The 15,066-nt window shown below is 61.9% G+C and carries 16 protein-coding genes and 1 tRNA gene; 9 read left to right on the top strand and 8 right to left on the bottom strand.

All coding sequences use genetic code 11. The features are described 5' to 3' along the window. Positions 1-77: 77 nt before the first annotated feature. The gene (locus I6E58_RS05715; protein WP_197131316.1) at positions 78-764 is read left to right on the top strand and encodes a GntR family transcriptional regulator; all 687 of its coding nucleotides are present in this window, start codon (positions 78-80) and stop codon (positions 762-764) included. Between the two features lie 11 nt (positions 765-775). On the opposite strand, the gene I6E58_RS05710 is transcribed toward I6E58_RS05715, so the two are convergent. Next, complete coding sequence (locus I6E58_RS05710) at positions 776-1,537, bottom strand: ribonuclease activity regulator RraA (RefSeq protein ID WP_197131313.1); 762 nt, start codon at positions 1,535-1,537, stop codon at positions 776-778. 88 nt (positions 1,538-1,625) lie between these two features. Then, on the bottom strand, positions 1,626-2,438 hold the full coding sequence (locus I6E58_RS05705; protein ID WP_197131310.1) for an IclR family transcriptional regulator: 813 nt from the start codon (positions 2,436-2,438) through the stop codon (positions 1,626-1,628). A gap of 158 nt (positions 2,439-2,596) precedes the next feature. Here I6E58_RS05705 and I6E58_RS05700 point away from each other — a divergent pair, with 158 nt between their 5' ends. From I6E58_RS05700 to I6E58_RS05680, 5 genes are all read left to right on the top strand, one after another. After that, complete coding sequence (locus I6E58_RS05700; RefSeq protein WP_197131307.1) at positions 2,597-3,670, top strand: tripartite tricarboxylate transporter substrate binding protein; 1,074 nt, start codon at positions 2,597-2,599, stop codon at positions 3,668-3,670. Next, on the top strand, positions 3,667-4,224 hold the full coding sequence (locus I6E58_RS05695; protein WP_197131304.1) for a tripartite tricarboxylate transporter TctB family protein: 558 nt from the start codon (positions 3,667-3,669) through the stop codon (positions 4,222-4,224). Before I6E58_RS05700 ends, I6E58_RS05695 begins: the two co-directional genes overlap by 4 nt. A 3-nt stretch (positions 4,225-4,227) precedes the next feature. After that, positions 4,228-5,736, top strand: a complete 1,509-nt coding sequence (locus I6E58_RS05690) for a tripartite tricarboxylate transporter permease (RefSeq protein ID WP_197131301.1) — start codon at positions 4,228-4,230, stop codon at positions 5,734-5,736. A 266-nt stretch (positions 5,737-6,002) separates the two neighbouring features. Beyond that, a complete protein-coding gene (locus I6E58_RS05685; RefSeq protein ID WP_197131298.1) occupies positions 6,003-7,415 on the top strand; it encodes an excalibur calcium-binding domain-containing protein in 1,413 nt (470 codons plus the stop codon). A 39-nt stretch (positions 7,416-7,454) separates the two neighbouring features. Then, positions 7,455-7,907 (top strand): SRPBCC family protein, encoded by a 453-nt coding sequence (locus I6E58_RS05680; RefSeq protein WP_197131295.1) that lies wholly within the window; start codon positions 7,455-7,457, stop codon positions 7,905-7,907. A 122-nt stretch (positions 7,908-8,029) separates the two neighbouring features. Here I6E58_RS05680 and I6E58_RS05675 read toward each other — a convergent pair. Continuing rightward, positions 8,030-8,101: transfer RNA gene (locus I6E58_RS05675), tRNA-Gln, on the bottom strand. A 102-nt stretch (positions 8,102-8,203) separates the two neighbouring features. Here I6E58_RS05675 and I6E58_RS05670 point away from each other — a divergent pair. Continuing rightward, a complete protein-coding gene (locus I6E58_RS05670; RefSeq protein WP_197131292.1) occupies positions 8,204-8,755 on the top strand; it encodes a PadR family transcriptional regulator in 552 nt (183 codons plus the stop codon). Further along, entirely contained in the window at positions 8,752-9,189 is a 438-nt protein-coding gene (locus tag I6E58_RS05665) for a hypothetical protein (protein ID WP_197131289.1), read from the top strand. The genes I6E58_RS05670 and I6E58_RS05665 overlap by 4 nt, the downstream gene beginning before the upstream one ends. A 3-nt stretch (positions 9,190-9,192) precedes the next feature. Here I6E58_RS05665 and I6E58_RS05660 read toward each other — a convergent pair whose 3' ends face one another. Genes I6E58_RS05660 through I6E58_RS05640 form a run of 5 tightly spaced genes read right to left on the bottom strand, consistent with a single transcriptional unit; the run spans position 9,193 to position 14,662 of the window. Beyond that, entirely contained in the window at positions 9,193-10,161 is a 969-nt protein-coding gene (locus I6E58_RS05660; protein ID WP_197131286.1) for an NAD(P)/FAD-dependent oxidoreductase, read from the bottom strand. Continuing rightward, positions 10,158-11,648, bottom strand: a complete 1,491-nt coding sequence (gene gltX / locus I6E58_RS05655) for a glutamate--tRNA ligase (RefSeq protein ID WP_197131283.1) — start codon at positions 11,646-11,648, stop codon at positions 10,158-10,160. The genes I6E58_RS05660 and gltX overlap by 4 nt, the downstream gene beginning before the upstream one ends. Positions 11,649-11,702: 54 nt before the next feature. Continuing rightward, positions 11,703-12,473: a fumarylacetoacetate hydrolase family protein gene (locus tag I6E58_RS05650; protein WP_197131280.1), complete on the bottom strand. Its 771-nt coding sequence runs from the start codon at positions 12,471-12,473 to the stop codon at positions 11,703-11,705. Continuing rightward, the gene (locus tag I6E58_RS05645) at positions 12,470-13,576 is read right to left on the bottom strand and encodes a branched-chain amino acid aminotransferase (protein ID WP_197131278.1); all 1,107 of its coding nucleotides are present in this window, start codon (positions 13,574-13,576) and stop codon (positions 12,470-12,472) included. The genes I6E58_RS05650 and I6E58_RS05645 overlap by 4 nt, the downstream gene beginning before the upstream one ends. Before the next feature lie 39 nt (positions 13,577-13,615). Beyond that, the gene (locus tag I6E58_RS05640; protein WP_197131276.1) at positions 13,616-14,662 is read right to left on the bottom strand and encodes a 3-isopropylmalate dehydrogenase; all 1,047 of its coding nucleotides are present in this window, start codon (positions 14,660-14,662) and stop codon (positions 13,616-13,618) included. Between the two features lie 133 nt (positions 14,663-14,795). Between I6E58_RS05640 and I6E58_RS05635 the strand changes: the two genes are divergently transcribed. Further along, positions 14,796-15,053: a DUF6458 family protein gene (locus tag I6E58_RS05635; protein ID WP_129071887.1), complete on the top strand. Its 258-nt coding sequence runs from the start codon at positions 14,796-14,798 to the stop codon at positions 15,051-15,053. The last annotated feature ends 13 nt before the right edge of the window (positions 15,054-15,066 follow it).

The raw sequence follows: 15,066 nt of genomic DNA, 5'->3' as shown, positions 1-15,066 counted from the left end.
CGATGGTGGGCGGATGACGCGGCCGGTCTGGTCTCACATTTGCCACGCGGCGCGTGTGGTCGTTTAGGCTGACCTCCATGACCCAGTCGCTCGACGCCACTTTTCCGTCCCCGCTGCCGCCGCAAGCGGACACTCCCACGCGCACGGATCAGATCATCGATGCACTGCGTTCGGCCATCGTTTCTGGTGCGTTGGAACCGGGGCAGGTTCTCGTCGAGCGCAAGATCGCTGAGCAACTGGGCGTCTCGAAAACTCCCGTGCGTGAAGCGCTTATTGTTCTCGAGCGATCGGGACTGCTGGATGTCCAGGCCCGCCGCATTTCGGTCCGCCGACTGGGGTTCACCGACATCCGCCATATTTATGAAGAGCGTGTCTTGCTCGAACCGTGGGCCATCATGGATGCTGCCCGAAGCGGCCGTGAGTTCACTGTCGCCGGCCAGGCGCTGGCCGACGCTCGCATCTTCGCCGCCGCGAACGACAACGCCGCTACCGCTTTGGCCAACCGTCGTTTTCACCGCGGAATGTACGCCAACAGCGAGAACGAGTTCATCGTCAATTCGCTCGACCGTTTGCAAGACCTCACGGCGCTGGCCGTGGCCGGAGTGCTCTGGGAGAACTGGCCCAGACGCGAGATTGAAGCCAGCGAGCATGAGGCAATCTACGCCGCGGCGAGCACGGGCGATGCCACGACGGCCGCGCGGCTGATGGCGGAACACATTGGTGCGTCCATCGAGCGCGTGACGAAGCGCGAACTCGGGCTGTAGCCAGTTCACGATCAGTTGGGGAGAAGTTCGCTGTAGCTCTTGAGTAGCTCGTCGTTGGGCGGATAGGTCCCGCGCAACGGGCTGCCCTCTTCGACCTTCGACAGAATGAACTCTTCGAGCTCTTCTTGCTCAAGAGCGTCGCGCGCTACGGATTCAGCGAGGTGACGCGGGATGCAGACCACTCCGTCGCGATCGCCCACCATGATGTCACCGGGGTAGATCGCCACTTCGGCACACGCGATCGGGATCTGAAAGTCCACGACGTGGTGCTGGGCCAGGTTCGTGGTGGGCGATGCTCCCGCGGAAAACGTGGGTAGGTCAAGTTCTTCGAAGCCGACCATGTCGCGAAATGAGCCGTCGCTGACGATGCCGCTCGCTCCTCGCATTTTCAAGCGGGTGGCGAGAATGTGTCCAATGGATGCCGCACGCTTCTTGCCCCTGGCGTCGATGACGAGCACCTGCCCGGGTGCCACCGACTCGACGCCGATGCGCTGCGGGTGGTCGTAGTCCCGAAAGATGGAGGGCACGTCAATGTCTTCTCGTGCCGGGATGCAGCGCATGGTGAACGCTTCACCGAGTAAACGCTGGCGGGCAGGGTTCGAGAACTCGAGGCCTTCGAGGTAGGTGTTCCGCAAGCCGCGAGACATGAGCTGGGTGGTGATCGTCGCGGTGCTCACCCGGCTAAGCGCGAGAGTCGCTTCGGGGCTGAGCGGGGCGAGATGCGCCGCCGGTTGCTCATCGATTTCGCTGTGATTCGCTGAATTGGTGTGCATTCTCAAAACCCTCCATTAGGCCGACATCAGGGTTAACCATACTGGTATACCAAGATATCAAGCGACCGCGAAGGTTAGCGCAGAGGGATCATCCCAAATCGGGAACGACAATCCCGGGCTCGCGTGCGCCGAGCCGCAGCCGTATCTCGCTCGCTGCTGCCACCAACGCTCGCAGCACATCCGTGGGCCACACATCGCTTGTTCGAGAAGCGGACATCGTGATCGAGATCGCGGTATTGATTCCGCCGGTAGCGCTCGTGAGCGGCACTGCAACGCTCCGGGAACCCGCGAGGTAGGCCTGGTTGTCCAGCGCGTACCCCCGCAGCTTTACTTCGGCGACCCGCTCCCGCAGCGCGGATGCTTCAACCGGAGCCTTATTCACCAAAAGCGGCGAGGGCGAGTCGTCCAACCGGCGCTTGACATCGGCAGCATCGAGATTACTCAGCAGCGCGTTTCCGGGTGCCGTGGCGTGCGCCGGCAGCCGCATCCCGACCGAGGACCCAAACCGCATCCCTTCAACAGAATGCTGGCTGATTGCGAAGTAAGCGTTCGCCGAACCATCCAGGCGAGCCAGCTGAACGGTCTCCCCCAGCCGGGACGCCAGCTCATCGAGAACGGGCCTCGCCGCGTTCGCGATCTGATTGTGGCCCGTGTACAACTGACCCACATGCCAGGCCCTCAAGCCGAGCGAATACTGCCGAGTCGACGGGTCGTGTTCGAGCCAGCCCGCCGAGTGCAGAGTGTTGAGTAAGCCATGCGCGCTCGACCGCGGCAGACCGAGTGCCGTCACGATCTCAATGAAACTCACGTAGCCCTTGGCGGCGACAAGATCGACGATGGCTAACGCGCGATCGGCCGACTTGACGGAGTGGGCGGGTGACGCCGTTGTCTGGTGTTGCATACCCCGGAGTTTACAGATGTGAACTCGACGCGGCACTCTCGGAGCAACTCGATTTCAGAAAGTTTTCGCCGCCCTAAAGACAGCGCCCGAACAATTGTGATATCTTCGGCGTTCACAAGCATGAACGTGAATTAACAACAATGATTGGTTGGATATCAATGTCGATGTCAAAAATCTCCTCTAGCGGGCTCTTGCACAAGCCGTCCCGTCGCGTGAGGATTTCCGGACTCGCGCTTGCAGTTTCTGCAGGCCTCGTACTCAGCGGTTGCGCGTCTGGATCCGATTCGTCTACGGACTCTGCCGCTGGCAGTTCAGGCGATTCCTGCGACTTCTCCTCGACCTACCCCAGCGGTGCGATCGAATTCATCGTTCCCTGGGCTGCCGGTGGAGGCACCGACAGCGTTTCTCGCTTCGTCGGCATCCAGTTGGCTGACCGACTCGGTACCCAGGTCAACGTCGTCAACCGTGACGGTGGCGGCGGCGTTATCGGCCACACTGCCATAGCCAACGGCAAAGCTGACGGCTCCGTTATCGGTATGACCACGGTAGAAATCACCATGATGCACTGGCAGGGTCTCACTGATCTCGCCTACGAAGACATCACTCCCATCGCCCAGGTCAACTCTGATCCTTCGGGCATCACGGTCGCTGCTGATGCACCGTGGGAGACGATCGAAGAGCTTCTCGACGATGCTCGCGCCAACCCGGGTGAGATTGTCGGTTCCGGAACCGCCATTGGCGGCATCTGGGATCTGGCTCGCGCCGGAATGCTCCTCGAAGCCGGCATGGGCGTCAACGACATCCGCTGGGTACCGAGTGCTGGCTCTGCGCCTGCCCTTCAGGAGCTTGCTGCTGGCGGAATCGATGTCACGTTCGCCAGCCTCGCCGAGAACGCCACGATGATTGGCGCCGGCGAAGCACGCCCGCTCGCCATCATGGGCGAAGAGCGCGACCCGAACTACCCCGACGTTCCCACCCTCAAGGAGGTCGGCATCGACTTCTCCATGGGTTCATGGCGCGGCGTCTCCGGCCCCGCCGGAATGGACGAAGACATCGTTGCTGAGCTCGAGTGCCAGGTTGCGGACATCGTGGCGAGCGACGAATACGTCGAGTTCATGACCACCGCTGGTTTCGGTGTTGACGGCAAGGACACCGCCGCGTTTACTGAGTTCATCGTCAATGAGGATGAAGCCAAGGGAACGATCATGGAAGCAGCAGGACTGACCGGATGACCTTCGACACCGCTCCGGAGGTAGAGGAGTCGGTGGAGAATTCCGAGAAGAGCTACGATCTCGCCAGTGGCGTGATCGTAGTTCTTTTCGGCTCCGCCATTCTCTTTACCGTTCGCGACTACCCCACGTTGCCCAGCGGAGAGCTGGGCCCGTCCCTCTTCCCCGGCATCATCGGCGGACTCATGGTTCTCATGGGTGTGCTGCTTCTGGGGCGGTGGCTCAAGGCCCGCAAAGCCGCTCGCGTGCACTCCCCCGCGGGCGTAGACAGCGGTGCTGCGGCATCCGCGCCGGCTACCACTCCCGCTCCGCACCGTGTCTACTGGCGCGGCTGGATCAACGCTGGTCTCGTCATTGGCTCGATCATCTTCTACCTGCTCGCTGTCGAATTCTTGGGCTTTCTCACGACAATGATCGTGATCATGGTCGGCCTCATGCTGCGCCTCGGTGCTAAGTGGTGGGTTGCGATTGTCGCTGGCGTTCTCGCAACGGTCGGCGTGTGGTTGATCTTCAACAAGGTGCTGCTGGTGCCGCTTCCACTCGGATTCTGGGGTTAGACGATGATCGACAATCTGAATCAAGCCCTCAACATGGTCGCGAGCTGGGAGCTACTGCTCGTCGTACTGGCTGCCGGCGTCTACGGCATCTTCATCGGCTCCATCCCTGGCCTTACCGCCACACTGGCTGCCGCCCTCCTCGTGCCGTTCGCTTTCTTCCTCGACCCTCTGCCGGCGATCGCATCCATTATCACGATGTCGGTGATGGCCATCTTCGCGGGCGACATCCCGTCGGCTCTGGTGCGGATGCCGGGCACCCCGGCCAGCGCCGCCTATGTAGAAGATTCCTACCGCCTCACTCAGAACGGCCGCGGAGCCCTGGCTCTTGGGGTCGGACTGATTGCGTCGGCGAGCGGTGGAATCTTCGGCGGTCTGGTGCTCATCTTTGCCGCTCCGCAGTTGGCAAAAGTGGCGCTGCTGTTTACGTCGTACGAATACTTCTGGGTGGCCATCCTCGGCCTGACCGCCGCGGTCATCATTTCTCGTGGCTCTCAAGTGAAGGGCACCATCGCACTACTTATCGGGCTTTTCGTTTCGACGATCGGTCTCGATATCTCGGTGGGATTCCCGCGCTTCACGTTCGGCAGCAGCGACCTGCTGGGTGGCATCAACTTCATCCCGGCAATGATCGGCCTGTTTGGGTTGTCGCAAGTGCTTCGCAATGTAATCAACCCGCCTGAAAAGACTCTTCCGATTCGCATCGAGTCGAAAGGGTTGCTGCGCAACGCAGTGAGCACCGTATTCAAGTACAAGAAAACGGCGTTTGGCGGCAACGTAATCGGCAGTGCGATCGGCACCCTCCCGGGCGCCGGTGGCGACATCGCCGCGTGGGTTGCCTACGCGGTTACCAAGAATGGGTCTAAAGAAGGTGAGGATTTCGGCAGCGGGAAGGGCCACATCCAACCCATTGTGGGCGCGAGTTCGGCCAATAATGCCGGAGTCGGTTCGGCGTATATTCCAACACTGGTATTTGGTATTCCCGGTGACACGATCACGGCGATCCTGCTGGGAGTACTGCTCGTCAAGGGCATTCAGCCGGGACCATCGCTGTTCGACTCGCAGGCTCCGTTGCTGTATTCGATCTTCATCGTGTTCATTGCCGCAAATATCCTGATGCTCCCGCTGGGGTATTTGGCCATTCGCAGCAGCGGCATGCTGTTGCGGGTGCCCGGTTCGGTGCTGATGCCCATCATCGTGGCGTTCTGTGTTGTCGGCTCGTTCTCAATCAACAACGGTCTGCTCGAAGTCCTCATCATGCTGATCTTCGGCATCCTCGGCTACCTGCTGGAGCAAGCGAAGTTCCCGCTCGCCCCGGTCGTGCTCGGGTTGGTTCTGGGACCGATTGTGGAAAAGAACTTCATGCAGAGCGTCATCAAGACAGAGTGGGACCTTACGCAGTTCTTAACCCGCCCGATGAGCGCCGCGCTGATGATTCTCACGATCATCGTGTTGCTCTACCCAGTGCTGCAGAAGCTCATCGGCAAACTGCTGCGATACCGCAAGCCCCTCTAGACCCGAGTAGTCCGCGACGCTAGACCCGAACAGTCGCCGACACACTCGCGAGCGAAAAGAAGCCGCCCACCCTCCAGCTGGTTACTGGGAGTGGGCGGCTTTTCGTTGTGCCGTTTGTACTGCCGACTAGAAATTTCGAGCCTCAGTGGGTGGCATGACTGCCGTTGGGAAAGCGTGCGCTGGAGAAGGCCAGAGGCCGAGCCCCGTTATGGGGCTGATGAACATCTATCGCTTCTGAGAAAGTTAGGACGACACCGGAGGATCACATGTCGTGGCTGCGCCTACTCATCAATCAACCGCCCAAAGCACCTCAGGCACCAGCGGGCTGGTACGACGACGGTTCGGGTAAGAATCGCTGGTGGGATGGCACCCAGTGGAGCAACAAATTCGCCCCCAAGGATGCACCGGTCCCACACCGCGCGCCGGAGTGGTTCAAGCCGACGCTGAGCACGTGGATCGTCGGCGCCTTTCTGGTTCTGTTCGCCTACCTAACCCTCGTCTCCGCTGGCGTCGCGGCCGTATTGGTTCTCGCGGCATTCTTCGGACTATTCACGGGCCTTTACGTGCTGATTAGTGGCCGTCGCTCCTGGGCGTCAGTGCCTTCGCGAAAAGCAGGTGCAATCGTCATCGCGGCGAGCCTCTTCGCCACCATCGTTGGCGGCACGGTTGGCGCCGGCAACGCTCCGGTCGACGTGGTCGCGAATGCGGAACAAGTCACCGAAACCGCCGCTCCATCGCCGTCGCCGACCCCGTCCGCGACGCGAACTGCAAGCCCGAGCGCTACTTTCAGCGTGGATGCTCCCGCCGATCCCGACAAAGCAACTGCGCCAGCATCCGATGCCGCCGTAAGCATTCTCGACACCTCGTTCACCGATACGACGGCTTTAGCACTATTGGCCACCCTGCCGATCAAGGGCAAAGCACCGAAGACCGGGTACGCCCGAACAGCTAAGTTCGGTGCGGCGTGGTTAGACGTTGATCGCAACGGCTGCGACACTCGAAACGACATCTTGGCAAGGGACTTGAGTGCTCTCACCAAGAGCGGATCCTGCAAGGTTCTCACCGGCACGCTCGTCTCGCCCTTCACCAATGCGTCGATCGATTTTCTCCGAGGAAATACGACGTCAGCGTTAGTTCAGATCGATCACGTGGTGTCGCTCTCCAACGCGTGGCAAACTGGCGCCCAGCAATTGACGCAAGAGCAACGAATCACGCTGGCGAATGATCCCATCAACCTGCTGGCAGTCGACGGCAAATCGAACGCTCAGAAGGGTGCTGGCGATGCAGCAACCTGGTTGCCGTCAAATAAGAGCTTTCGCTGCAACTACGTCGCCGCCCAAGTTTCGGTCAAAGCTACCTACGGGCTGTGGGTGACGACGGCTGAGCACGATGCGATCGAGCGGATACTCGAATCGTGCCCCGACCAGCGCGCGCTTACCTCGTCGTTTGCTCCGGCACCTGCTCCGGCTCCCGAGCCCGAGCCCGAGCCGGTTGTCGCTGCGCCTGCGCCTGCGCCCGCGCCTGCGCCCGCTCCGGCACCAGCTCCAGCACCGGCCTCTGCGTACTACGCCAACTGCACGGCCGTGCGGGCCGCCGGGGCAGCACCGCTCTATGCCGGCCAGCCCGGATACGAAACACCGCGGCTCGACCGCGATGGAGACGGAGTCGCCTGCGAATAGGGCAGGTCGACTCAGGCAGGCAGAACGTATGCTCAATCTATGACGCAGCTGATCGTGCTCAACACGGTGTTCGATGCCCCGATCGCTGAGGTGTGCGCGCTGTCGCTGAGCGTCAATCTGCACCTCGATTCGATGACGCACCACCGCGAAAAGGTCGTTGCGGGCCCGACCACGGGCCACTTCGTTGAGGGCGACGTCGTCACCTGGCAGGCCCGCCACTTCGGCCTACCGCTGCGCCTGACGGTGCGCATTTTTGACGTGGATGCTCCGCACAGCTTTGCGGATGAACAAGTGCGCGGCCCTTTCGCCGCCTACCACCACGAGCACCTCTTCACCGAGGTCGACGGCAGCACCCACATGCAGGATCGCCTCACCTTCGCGGCTCCCTTCGGGCCGCTCGGGCGCCTCGTCGAGAAGCTGTTCCTGAGGCGCTACATGCAGAGGCTGCTCGAAGAGCGCAATTCTGCACTCGTGGCCGCAATGCGGCGCTAGCTACGCCAGTCAGCACGCTAAAGCCAGTCCGCGAAAAGGCCCTAACTAGACCCGAGGCGCGCCGGCAAAGAAAAAGCCCGGCGTGAGCCGGGCTGAGCGGGAGTTGCTCCCTAGTTGTTTTGCTGGGGTACCTGGACTCGAACCAAGAACAAAAGAATCAGAATCTTCCGTGTTGCCAATTACACCATACCCCACAGGATTCAGCCGCAGCCGAACCGATTTACTACTTTAGCGCATCTTTAGAGGGTTGTGGTTCACTCCTTGACGCCATATAGGACTTGTCCTATATTCGGGGTATGTCACTACTCCATGCCGTGCTCGGTTTCGTCGCGATTCAGCCCATGACGGGCTACGAACTCGGCAAAGCGTTCTCGACGACTGCCGCACACTTCTGGCCGGCCGATCAGTCGCAGCTCTATCGCACCCTCCACCGCGCCGAAGCCGACGGACTCGTTGAAAGCACCACCGTCGAGCAAGCGTCTCGCCCCGACCGCCGCCTCTACTCGATTCTCGAACCGGGGCGAGCGGCATTGGAGACGTGGCTGGCCTCACCGCTCGAACCCGACACCTCCCGCGAACCTTTTCTCCTGCGGCTATTCTTCGCCGCCTCACTCGGCACTGCGGGCGTGATCGAGCTGCTCGATCAACGTCGCTCCGCTGCCGTCGAGCTCCTCACCACCCTCGACGCTCTCGCAGCGAGCGCGCCCCCGAAACTCTCGAAAGCCAGTCTCGCCATCCGCCTGCAATTTGCCACGCTCGAATCAGGACGAGCCCACGCACGCGCAGAGATCACCTGGCTCGATGAGCTTCGTGCTCAACTCGCTGACCACAAGGAGTCCGCCCGATGAATAAGATCACCAGCCCCTTCCCCCGCGCCGCGCGCATCGGCGCCACCATCGCCGCCGTGCTTTTCACGCTCGTCGCGCTCTTCCAACTCGCTGTCGTTGTCGGAGCACCCCTCGGCGAATACACGCAAGGCGGGGCAAACAAAGGCACGCTCCCCGCTCAGAGTCGCATCTTTGCCGGCGTCTCTAGCGCGCTCGTTCTCGTGATGGCGGCAGCGATCCTCGCCCGCACCGAACGCGGCCCTCTCAGGCTCGCCCCACGGCGGCTCATCACCGTGCTCGCCTGGTTCACCACCGCTTACGCGGGCGTGGGCGTCATCCTGAACCTCATCACTCCCAGCGCCGTTGAACGAGCAGTCTGGGCCCCCATCACCGCGGTGATGTTTGCCGCGTGCCTCGTCACCATGCTGAAGACGCGAGGCCGCGCCACGAGGTGAGTTCTAGAGCAAGTCGCGATTGATGATCGCGGCAACCTCGGCACCGTCGCCGGCGGCAACGATCAGCTGCTGGGGGCCGGGCGGGGTGGCGTCACCAATCGCATAGGCTCCCGCCGTGCTGGTGCGGCCGGCAGCGTCCACGACGATCAGGCCCTCCGGGTCGAGCGCGAGTTGCAAGCCTGCCGCATAGTCGAGCGCGGTTTCATAGTCGGGGCGCACAAACGCGGCCTCGCGCGCGATCGTCTCGCCGTCGGCAAGCACAACGCCGGTGAGGCCATCACGGTCGCCCGCGACATCCGCCACTTCACGACGATCCACTCGGATGCCGCGCTCCGCGAGCATCGCCTCGTCGGCGTCGCTCACGTGCCCAACGCCCTGCGTGAAGACAATCAGATCGCGGCTCCACTGCGAGAGCAGCAGCGCCCGCTCCGCCAGGTCATCGGTGTGCCCGATGAGCGCGATCGGCTTGTCCGCATACTCGTAACCGTCGCATTCCATGCACGAGTGGATGCTCGTGCCATAGAACGCGCGCAGCAGCGGCAACTTCGGCAACACTTCGCGCAACCCCGTCGCGATGAGCACAGTGCGGGTCGTGACCGCTCCCCCGCGATGTGTGACGGTGAAGCCCGCGCCAACGGTCGCCGAAGCGCCGTCGACAGCTCCATCGTCGGCAGCGCCAGCGGCATCCGGCCCGCCAACAGCACCGAGCGGCTCAATGCTCTCCACAATCGTGCGCTCGAACGAGACGTTCGGATACTGCTCCAGCTCCTGCCGGCCCATCTTGCGAAGCTCGAGAGGAGAAATACCATCGCGGCTCAAAAAGCCGTGAGAGTGGAACGTCGCCGAGTTGCGGGGGCGATTGCTGTCGAGCACGAGAGTGCGTCGACGTGCCCGCGCCAAGTTCAGGGCAGCGCTGAGTCCGGCCGGTCCGCCGCCGACAATGACAACATCCCAGTCGAACTGCTCACTCATAGCAGGGCGCGCAACGCCTTCAGGCGAACCAGCGTGGACTCTTTGCCCAGCAGCTCCATCGATTCGAACAGCGGCGGGCTGATGCGGCGACCAGCGATCGCACTGCGCAACGGACCGAACGCAAGACGCGGCTTCATTTCCTTCACGTCAATAAGTTCGGCGCGCAGGGCCGCTTCGATTGCATCGTGCGTCCACGCGTCAAGATCCGTGAGCACCGCAATGGACGCATCCAGAACTTCGGGGCCCTCGGCCTTCGGCATGGCATCGGCGTCAACCGTGAGCTCAGCATCCGGAGTGAACAAGAACTGCAACAGCGCCGGCGCATCGCCCAGCAACTGCATGCGCTCCTGCACGAGCGGTGCGGCAGCTGTCAGCGTCGCGAGCTCAGCCTCCGTCGGCTCCGCCGAAATCACGTCAGCAGCCACGAGGTACGGCACCAGTCGGCCCGCAAACTCTTCTGCCGAGAGCAGACGGATGTGGTCGCCATTCAGTGACTCCGCCTTCTTCACGTCGAAACGGGCCGGGCTCGGCGTGACATTCTCCACGTCGAACGCCGCAATCATCTCATCCGCCGAGAACACGTCGCGGTCGGGCGCAAGCGACCAGCCAAGAAGCGACAGGTAGTTGAGGAGACCCTCGGGGATGAACCCGCGGTCACGGTGGTGGAAGAGGCTCGCCTCCGGGTCACGCTTGGAGAGCTTCTTGTTGCCCTCGCCCATCACGTAAGGAAGGTGGCCGAAGCGCGGGATCGCATCCGTAAGGCCGATTTCGATGAGGGCCGTGTAGAGGGCAATCTGGCGCGGAGTGCTCGAGAGCAGGTCTTCACCGCGCAGCACGTGCGTGATGCCCATGAGCGCGTCATCCACCGGGTTCACGAACGTGTACAGCGGAGCACCGTTCGGGCGAACCACCACGAAGTCAGAGAACGAACCAGCGGGGAACGTGATGTCGCCCCGCACCAGGTCGTCAAAGCTCAAGTCGGAGTCCGGAACGCGCAACCGCAGCGCCGGCAGACGACCCTCTTCTTTGTACGCCGCGATCTGCTCAGCAGTGAGGTCGCGCTCGAAGTTGTCGTAGCCCTGCTTGGGGTCGCGACCGTTAGCCACGTTGCGGGCCTCGATCTCTTCACCCGTCGCAAAAGATTCGTAGAGGTGATCAGAAGCCTTCAGCTTCTCGATGACCTCAAGGTAAATGTCGGTGCGCTGCGACTGACGGTACGGCGCATGCGGGCCACCCGTCTCCACGCCTTCGTCCCAGTCAAGACCCAACCAGCTCATCGCGTCGAGAAGCTGCAAATAGCTCTCTTCGCTATCGCGAGCAGCATCCGTATCTTCAATACGGAACACCATCTTGCCGCCCATGTGGCGCGCATACGCCCAGTTAAACAGGGCAGTACGGATCAGCCCAACGTGGGGCGTACCGGTAGGTGACGGACAAAACCGAACGCGAACGTCGGAAGCGGTTGCAGTAGAAAATGGCGCAGACATTGCCACTATTCTAAGCCGCAGAACCGCCCATTGCGGGCGATTCTGCGGCGACGCCTACTTGGCGATAGAACGAACCGGGTTGCTCAGTGTGCCGATGCCCTCGATCGTGATGTCGACGGTGTCGCCGTTCACGATCGGACCAACCCCAGCAGGCGTACCCGTGAGGATGATGTCGCCGGGCAACAGCGTGAACGCCGCCGAAGCGTACGCCACTTGCGCTGCCACCGAATGGATCATCTGGTCAACAGTGCCGTCTTGCTTGAGGTCACCATTCACCGTGGTGCGGATGCTCTGCGAACCCACTTCGAACTCGGTTTCGATTACGGGGCCGAGCGGGCAGAACGTGTCGAAGCCCTTGGCGCGTGACCACTGGCCATCCTTCTTTTGAAGGTCGCGAGCGGTGACGTCGTTGGCAATCGTGTAGCCGAAGATGACGCTCGCGAAGTCGGCCTCGGCCACGTTCTTGGCGATACTGCCGATGATCACGGCAAGTTCCCCCTCGAACGCGACTTCTTCGGACTGCGGTGGCAGCATGATGGCATCGCCGGGGCCCACGACAGACGTGTTCGGCTTGATGAACATCATGGGAGCATCCGGAACCTCGTTGCCGAGCTCCTTGGCATGCTCGGCATAGTTACGACCGAACGCCACGACCTTCGAGCGCGGGATGACCGGCGCCAAGAGCTTGATGTCCGAGAGCGGCAAACGCTCGTCGGTGGTCTCAAAGCCGTTGAACATCGGGTCACCGGTCAGAACGACTATCTCGTCGCCGTCAATGATTCCGTAGCGGGCTCCTGTGCCAGCGCTGAAACGAGCTACCTTCATGCGTCGAGCCTCATCATCCAGCCGTGCGTGTCTTCGCGACGGCCATATTGGATGTCGGTGAGCTCTTCGCGCAGCGACATCGTCAGTTCGCCGGCGGGAGCATCCGCCGACCCGATCTCAAAACCATCACCCTTGAGCAGAGCAATCGGGGTGATCACCGCTGCGGTGCCGCACGCGAATACCTCGGTGATATCGCCGGACTCCACACCCTCACGCCACTCGTCGAGAGTGACGCGGCGACGCTCAACCTTGTGGCCGCGGTCTTCGGCAAGCTGCAGAACGGAGTCGCGTGTGATGCCCTCAAGAATCGACTCCGACTGCGGGGTAACGAGGGTGCCGTCTTTCTTGACGAGAACCACATTCATACCACCGAGCTCTTCGATGTACTTGCCCTCTTCGGCATCCAAGAACAGCACCTGAGCACAGCCCTGCTCGGCTGCCTCTTGCTGCGCGATGAGCGACGAAGCATAGTTGCCGCCCGTCTTGGCCGCACCCGTTCCACCCTTGCCGGCACGCGTGTAGTTCGTGGAGACCCAAATCGAGACCGGCGCGACGCCGCCCGAAAAGTAGGGGCCGGCGGGGCTGGCGATGACGTAGTAGTTAACCTTCTTGGCTGCGCGCACGCCGAGGAAGGCCTCTTTCGCAAACATGAAGGGGCGCAGGTAGAGGCTCGTCTCGGGAGCACTCGGCACCCAGTCGCCGTCGACGGCAACGAGCTGCTTGAGCGAGTTCACAAACTCGTTCACGGGCAGCTCGGGAAGCGCCATGCGGCGAGCCGAACGCTGTAGGCGAGCACCGTTGGCTTCGGGGCGGAAGCACCAGATCGAGCCGTCTTCGTGACGGAAGGCCTTGAGGCCTTCAAAGATTTCTTGGCCGTAGTGCAGCACGGCAGCAGCCGGGTCGAGCGCGATCGGGCCATACGGCTGCACGCGGGGGCGGTGCCAGCCACCCTGCTCCGACCAGCAGATGTCGACCATGTGGTCGGTGAATTTCACACCAAAACCGGGGTTCTCCAGAATCGCGTCGCGCTCCTCCACGGAGCAGGGTTCCTGGTTCTTCTTCACGAGGAACGACAGGGGGCGATCAGCCAAAAGATTCTTCATCAAATGTCCTTAGTGACGTACAGCCGTGGCGGCTGTGGGTTAATTCTGCGCTACAGCGTCGGCAATTGCACTGCCGATTTCAGACGTGGACCGTGCGGTGTCGCCACGGGCGCCGAGATCGGCCTGCACGGCCGCCGTGACCTTGGCCGCGGCATCCGTGTGACCGGACTGTGAGAGCAGCAATGCAATCGACAGGATTGCCGCCGTGGGGTCAGCGAGTTGTTTGCCCGCAATGTCGGGCGCTGAGCCATGAACCGGCTCGAACATGGAGGGGAATTCCCCGCTCGGGTTCAAGTTGCCGGAGGCGGCCAAACCAATGCCGCCGCTGATGGCTGCTGCGAGGTCTGTGAGGATGTCACCGAAAAGGTTGTCAGTGACGATAACGTCAAATCTACTCGGATTTGTGACGAGATAAATAGTCGCCGCATCAACATGCATGTAATCGACTTCGACCTTGGGGAACTCTGCCGCCACCCGGTCGACCGTCGTCTGCCACAAACCGCCCGCGTGAACGAGCACGTTGGTCTTGTGCACGAGCGTGACCTTCTTGCGGTCGCGCTCCATCGCGTGAGCGAATGCGAAGCGCACAACGCGCTCGACACCGAACGCTGTGTTGATCGAGACCTCGGTGGCGATCTCGTGCGGTGTACCGGTGCGGATGCGTCCGCCGTTGCCCACGTAGGGGCCTTCGGTACCTTCGCGCACGACCACGAAGTCGACGGCACCCGGGTTGGCCAACGGCGAGGTAACGCCGGGGAAGATGGTGGTGGGGCGCAGGTTCACGTGGTGATCGAGCGCAAACCGCAGCTTGAGCAGCAGACCCCGCTCGATGATGCCGCCGGTGAGACGAGGGTCGCGCGGGTCTCCCCCGACTGCACCCAGCAGGATCGCGTCGTACTTGGCGAGCTCTGCGATGTCGGAGTCTTCGAGAATGGTGCCCGACTCCAGGTAATGCGCGGCGCCAAAGGGGAACTCGGTGGGGGCGACATCCACCCCTGTTGCCTTCAGGACCTTGAGGGCTTCGGCCACAACTTCGGGCCCAATTCCATCACCGGGAATGACTGCAAGCTTGATCTGAGAAGGCATGTAAATACAGTACCGCTGCGGGGCTGGTTGCGGCGTCGAGGTAGTGGCTTTTGAATCCCGGATGCAGGGCAGCCCCGGCATTCCTGAACGTTGCCTGATTGCGGGCTGAATCAGAGGCGCTAAAGTTGGGCGCATGAGTATTGGAACCGGAATTGTCCTAGTCGTCATCGGCGCGATTCTTACCTTCGCGCTCGATTTCCAAGTCGAAGGAGTCAACCTTGACCTCATCGGCTACATCCTGATGGGCGCCGGAGTCGTCACGTTCATCATCGGTCTCGTGCTGACGCTGCGCAATCGCACCTCAGTCACCACCGTGCACAACGGCACCGACGGAGCGAATGGCTCCGTCAGCGAGCGTCGCACCTCGACGCGATCAGACGAAACTTTCTAACAACCGCATCGTT

The organism is Salinibacterium sp. SWN1162, from assembly GCF_015864675.1.
In the GTDB taxonomy this organism is placed as follows: Bacteria; Actinomycetota; Actinomycetes; order Actinomycetales; family Microbacteriaceae; genus Rhodoglobus.
The sequence above is the reverse complement of the archived record's forward strand: the minus strand, read 5'-3'. Positions and strand labels throughout refer to the sequence as shown.

What these genes read in the sequence shown, in the direction of transcription:
- I6E58_RS05715 (WP_197131316.1), top strand. Translation starts at nt 78, where the DNA reads ATGACCCAGTCGCTCGACGCCACTTTTCCGTCCCCGCTGCCGCCGCAA.
- I6E58_RS05710 (WP_197131313.1), bottom strand. Translation starts at nt 1,537, where the DNA reads ATGCACACCAATTCAGCGAATCACAGCGAAATCGATGAGCAACCGGCG.
- I6E58_RS05705 (WP_197131310.1), bottom strand. Translation starts at nt 2,438, where the DNA reads ATGCAACACCAGACAACGGCGTCACCCGCCCACTCCGTCAAGTCGGCC.
- I6E58_RS05700 (WP_197131307.1), top strand. Translation starts at nt 2,597, where the DNA reads ATGTCGATGTCAAAAATCTCCTCTAGCGGGCTCTTGCACAAGCCGTCC.
- I6E58_RS05695 (WP_197131304.1), top strand. Translation starts at nt 3,667, where the DNA reads ATGACCTTCGACACCGCTCCGGAGGTAGAGGAGTCGGTGGAGAATTCC.
- I6E58_RS05690 (WP_197131301.1), top strand. Translation starts at nt 4,228, where the DNA reads ATGATCGACAATCTGAATCAAGCCCTCAACATGGTCGCGAGCTGGGAG.
- I6E58_RS05685 (WP_197131298.1), top strand. Translation starts at nt 6,003, where the DNA reads ATGTCGTGGCTGCGCCTACTCATCAATCAACCGCCCAAAGCACCTCAG.
- I6E58_RS05680 (WP_197131295.1), top strand. Translation starts at nt 7,455, where the DNA reads ATGACGCAGCTGATCGTGCTCAACACGGTGTTCGATGCCCCGATCGCT.
- I6E58_RS05670 (WP_197131292.1), top strand. Translation starts at nt 8,204, where the DNA reads ATGTCACTACTCCATGCCGTGCTCGGTTTCGTCGCGATTCAGCCCATG.
- I6E58_RS05665 (WP_197131289.1), top strand. Translation starts at nt 8,752, where the DNA reads ATGAATAAGATCACCAGCCCCTTCCCCCGCGCCGCGCGCATCGGCGCC.
- I6E58_RS05660 (WP_197131286.1), bottom strand. Translation starts at nt 10,161, where the DNA reads ATGAGTGAGCAGTTCGACTGGGATGTTGTCATTGTCGGCGGCGGACCG.
- gltX (WP_197131283.1), bottom strand. Translation starts at nt 11,648, where the DNA reads ATGTCTGCGCCATTTTCTACTGCAACCGCTTCCGACGTTCGCGTTCGG.
- I6E58_RS05650 (WP_197131280.1), bottom strand. Translation starts at nt 12,473, where the DNA reads ATGAAGGTAGCTCGTTTCAGCGCTGGCACAGGAGCCCGCTACGGAATC.
- I6E58_RS05645 (WP_197131278.1), bottom strand. Translation starts at nt 13,576, where the DNA reads ATGAAGAATCTTTTGGCTGATCGCCCCCTGTCGTTCCTCGTGAAGAAG.
- I6E58_RS05640 (WP_197131276.1), bottom strand. Translation starts at nt 14,662, where the DNA reads ATGCCTTCTCAGATCAAGCTTGCAGTCATTCCCGGTGATGGAATTGGG.
- I6E58_RS05635 (WP_129071887.1), top strand. Translation starts at nt 14,796, where the DNA reads ATGAGTATTGGAACCGGAATTGTCCTAGTCGTCATCGGCGCGATTCTT.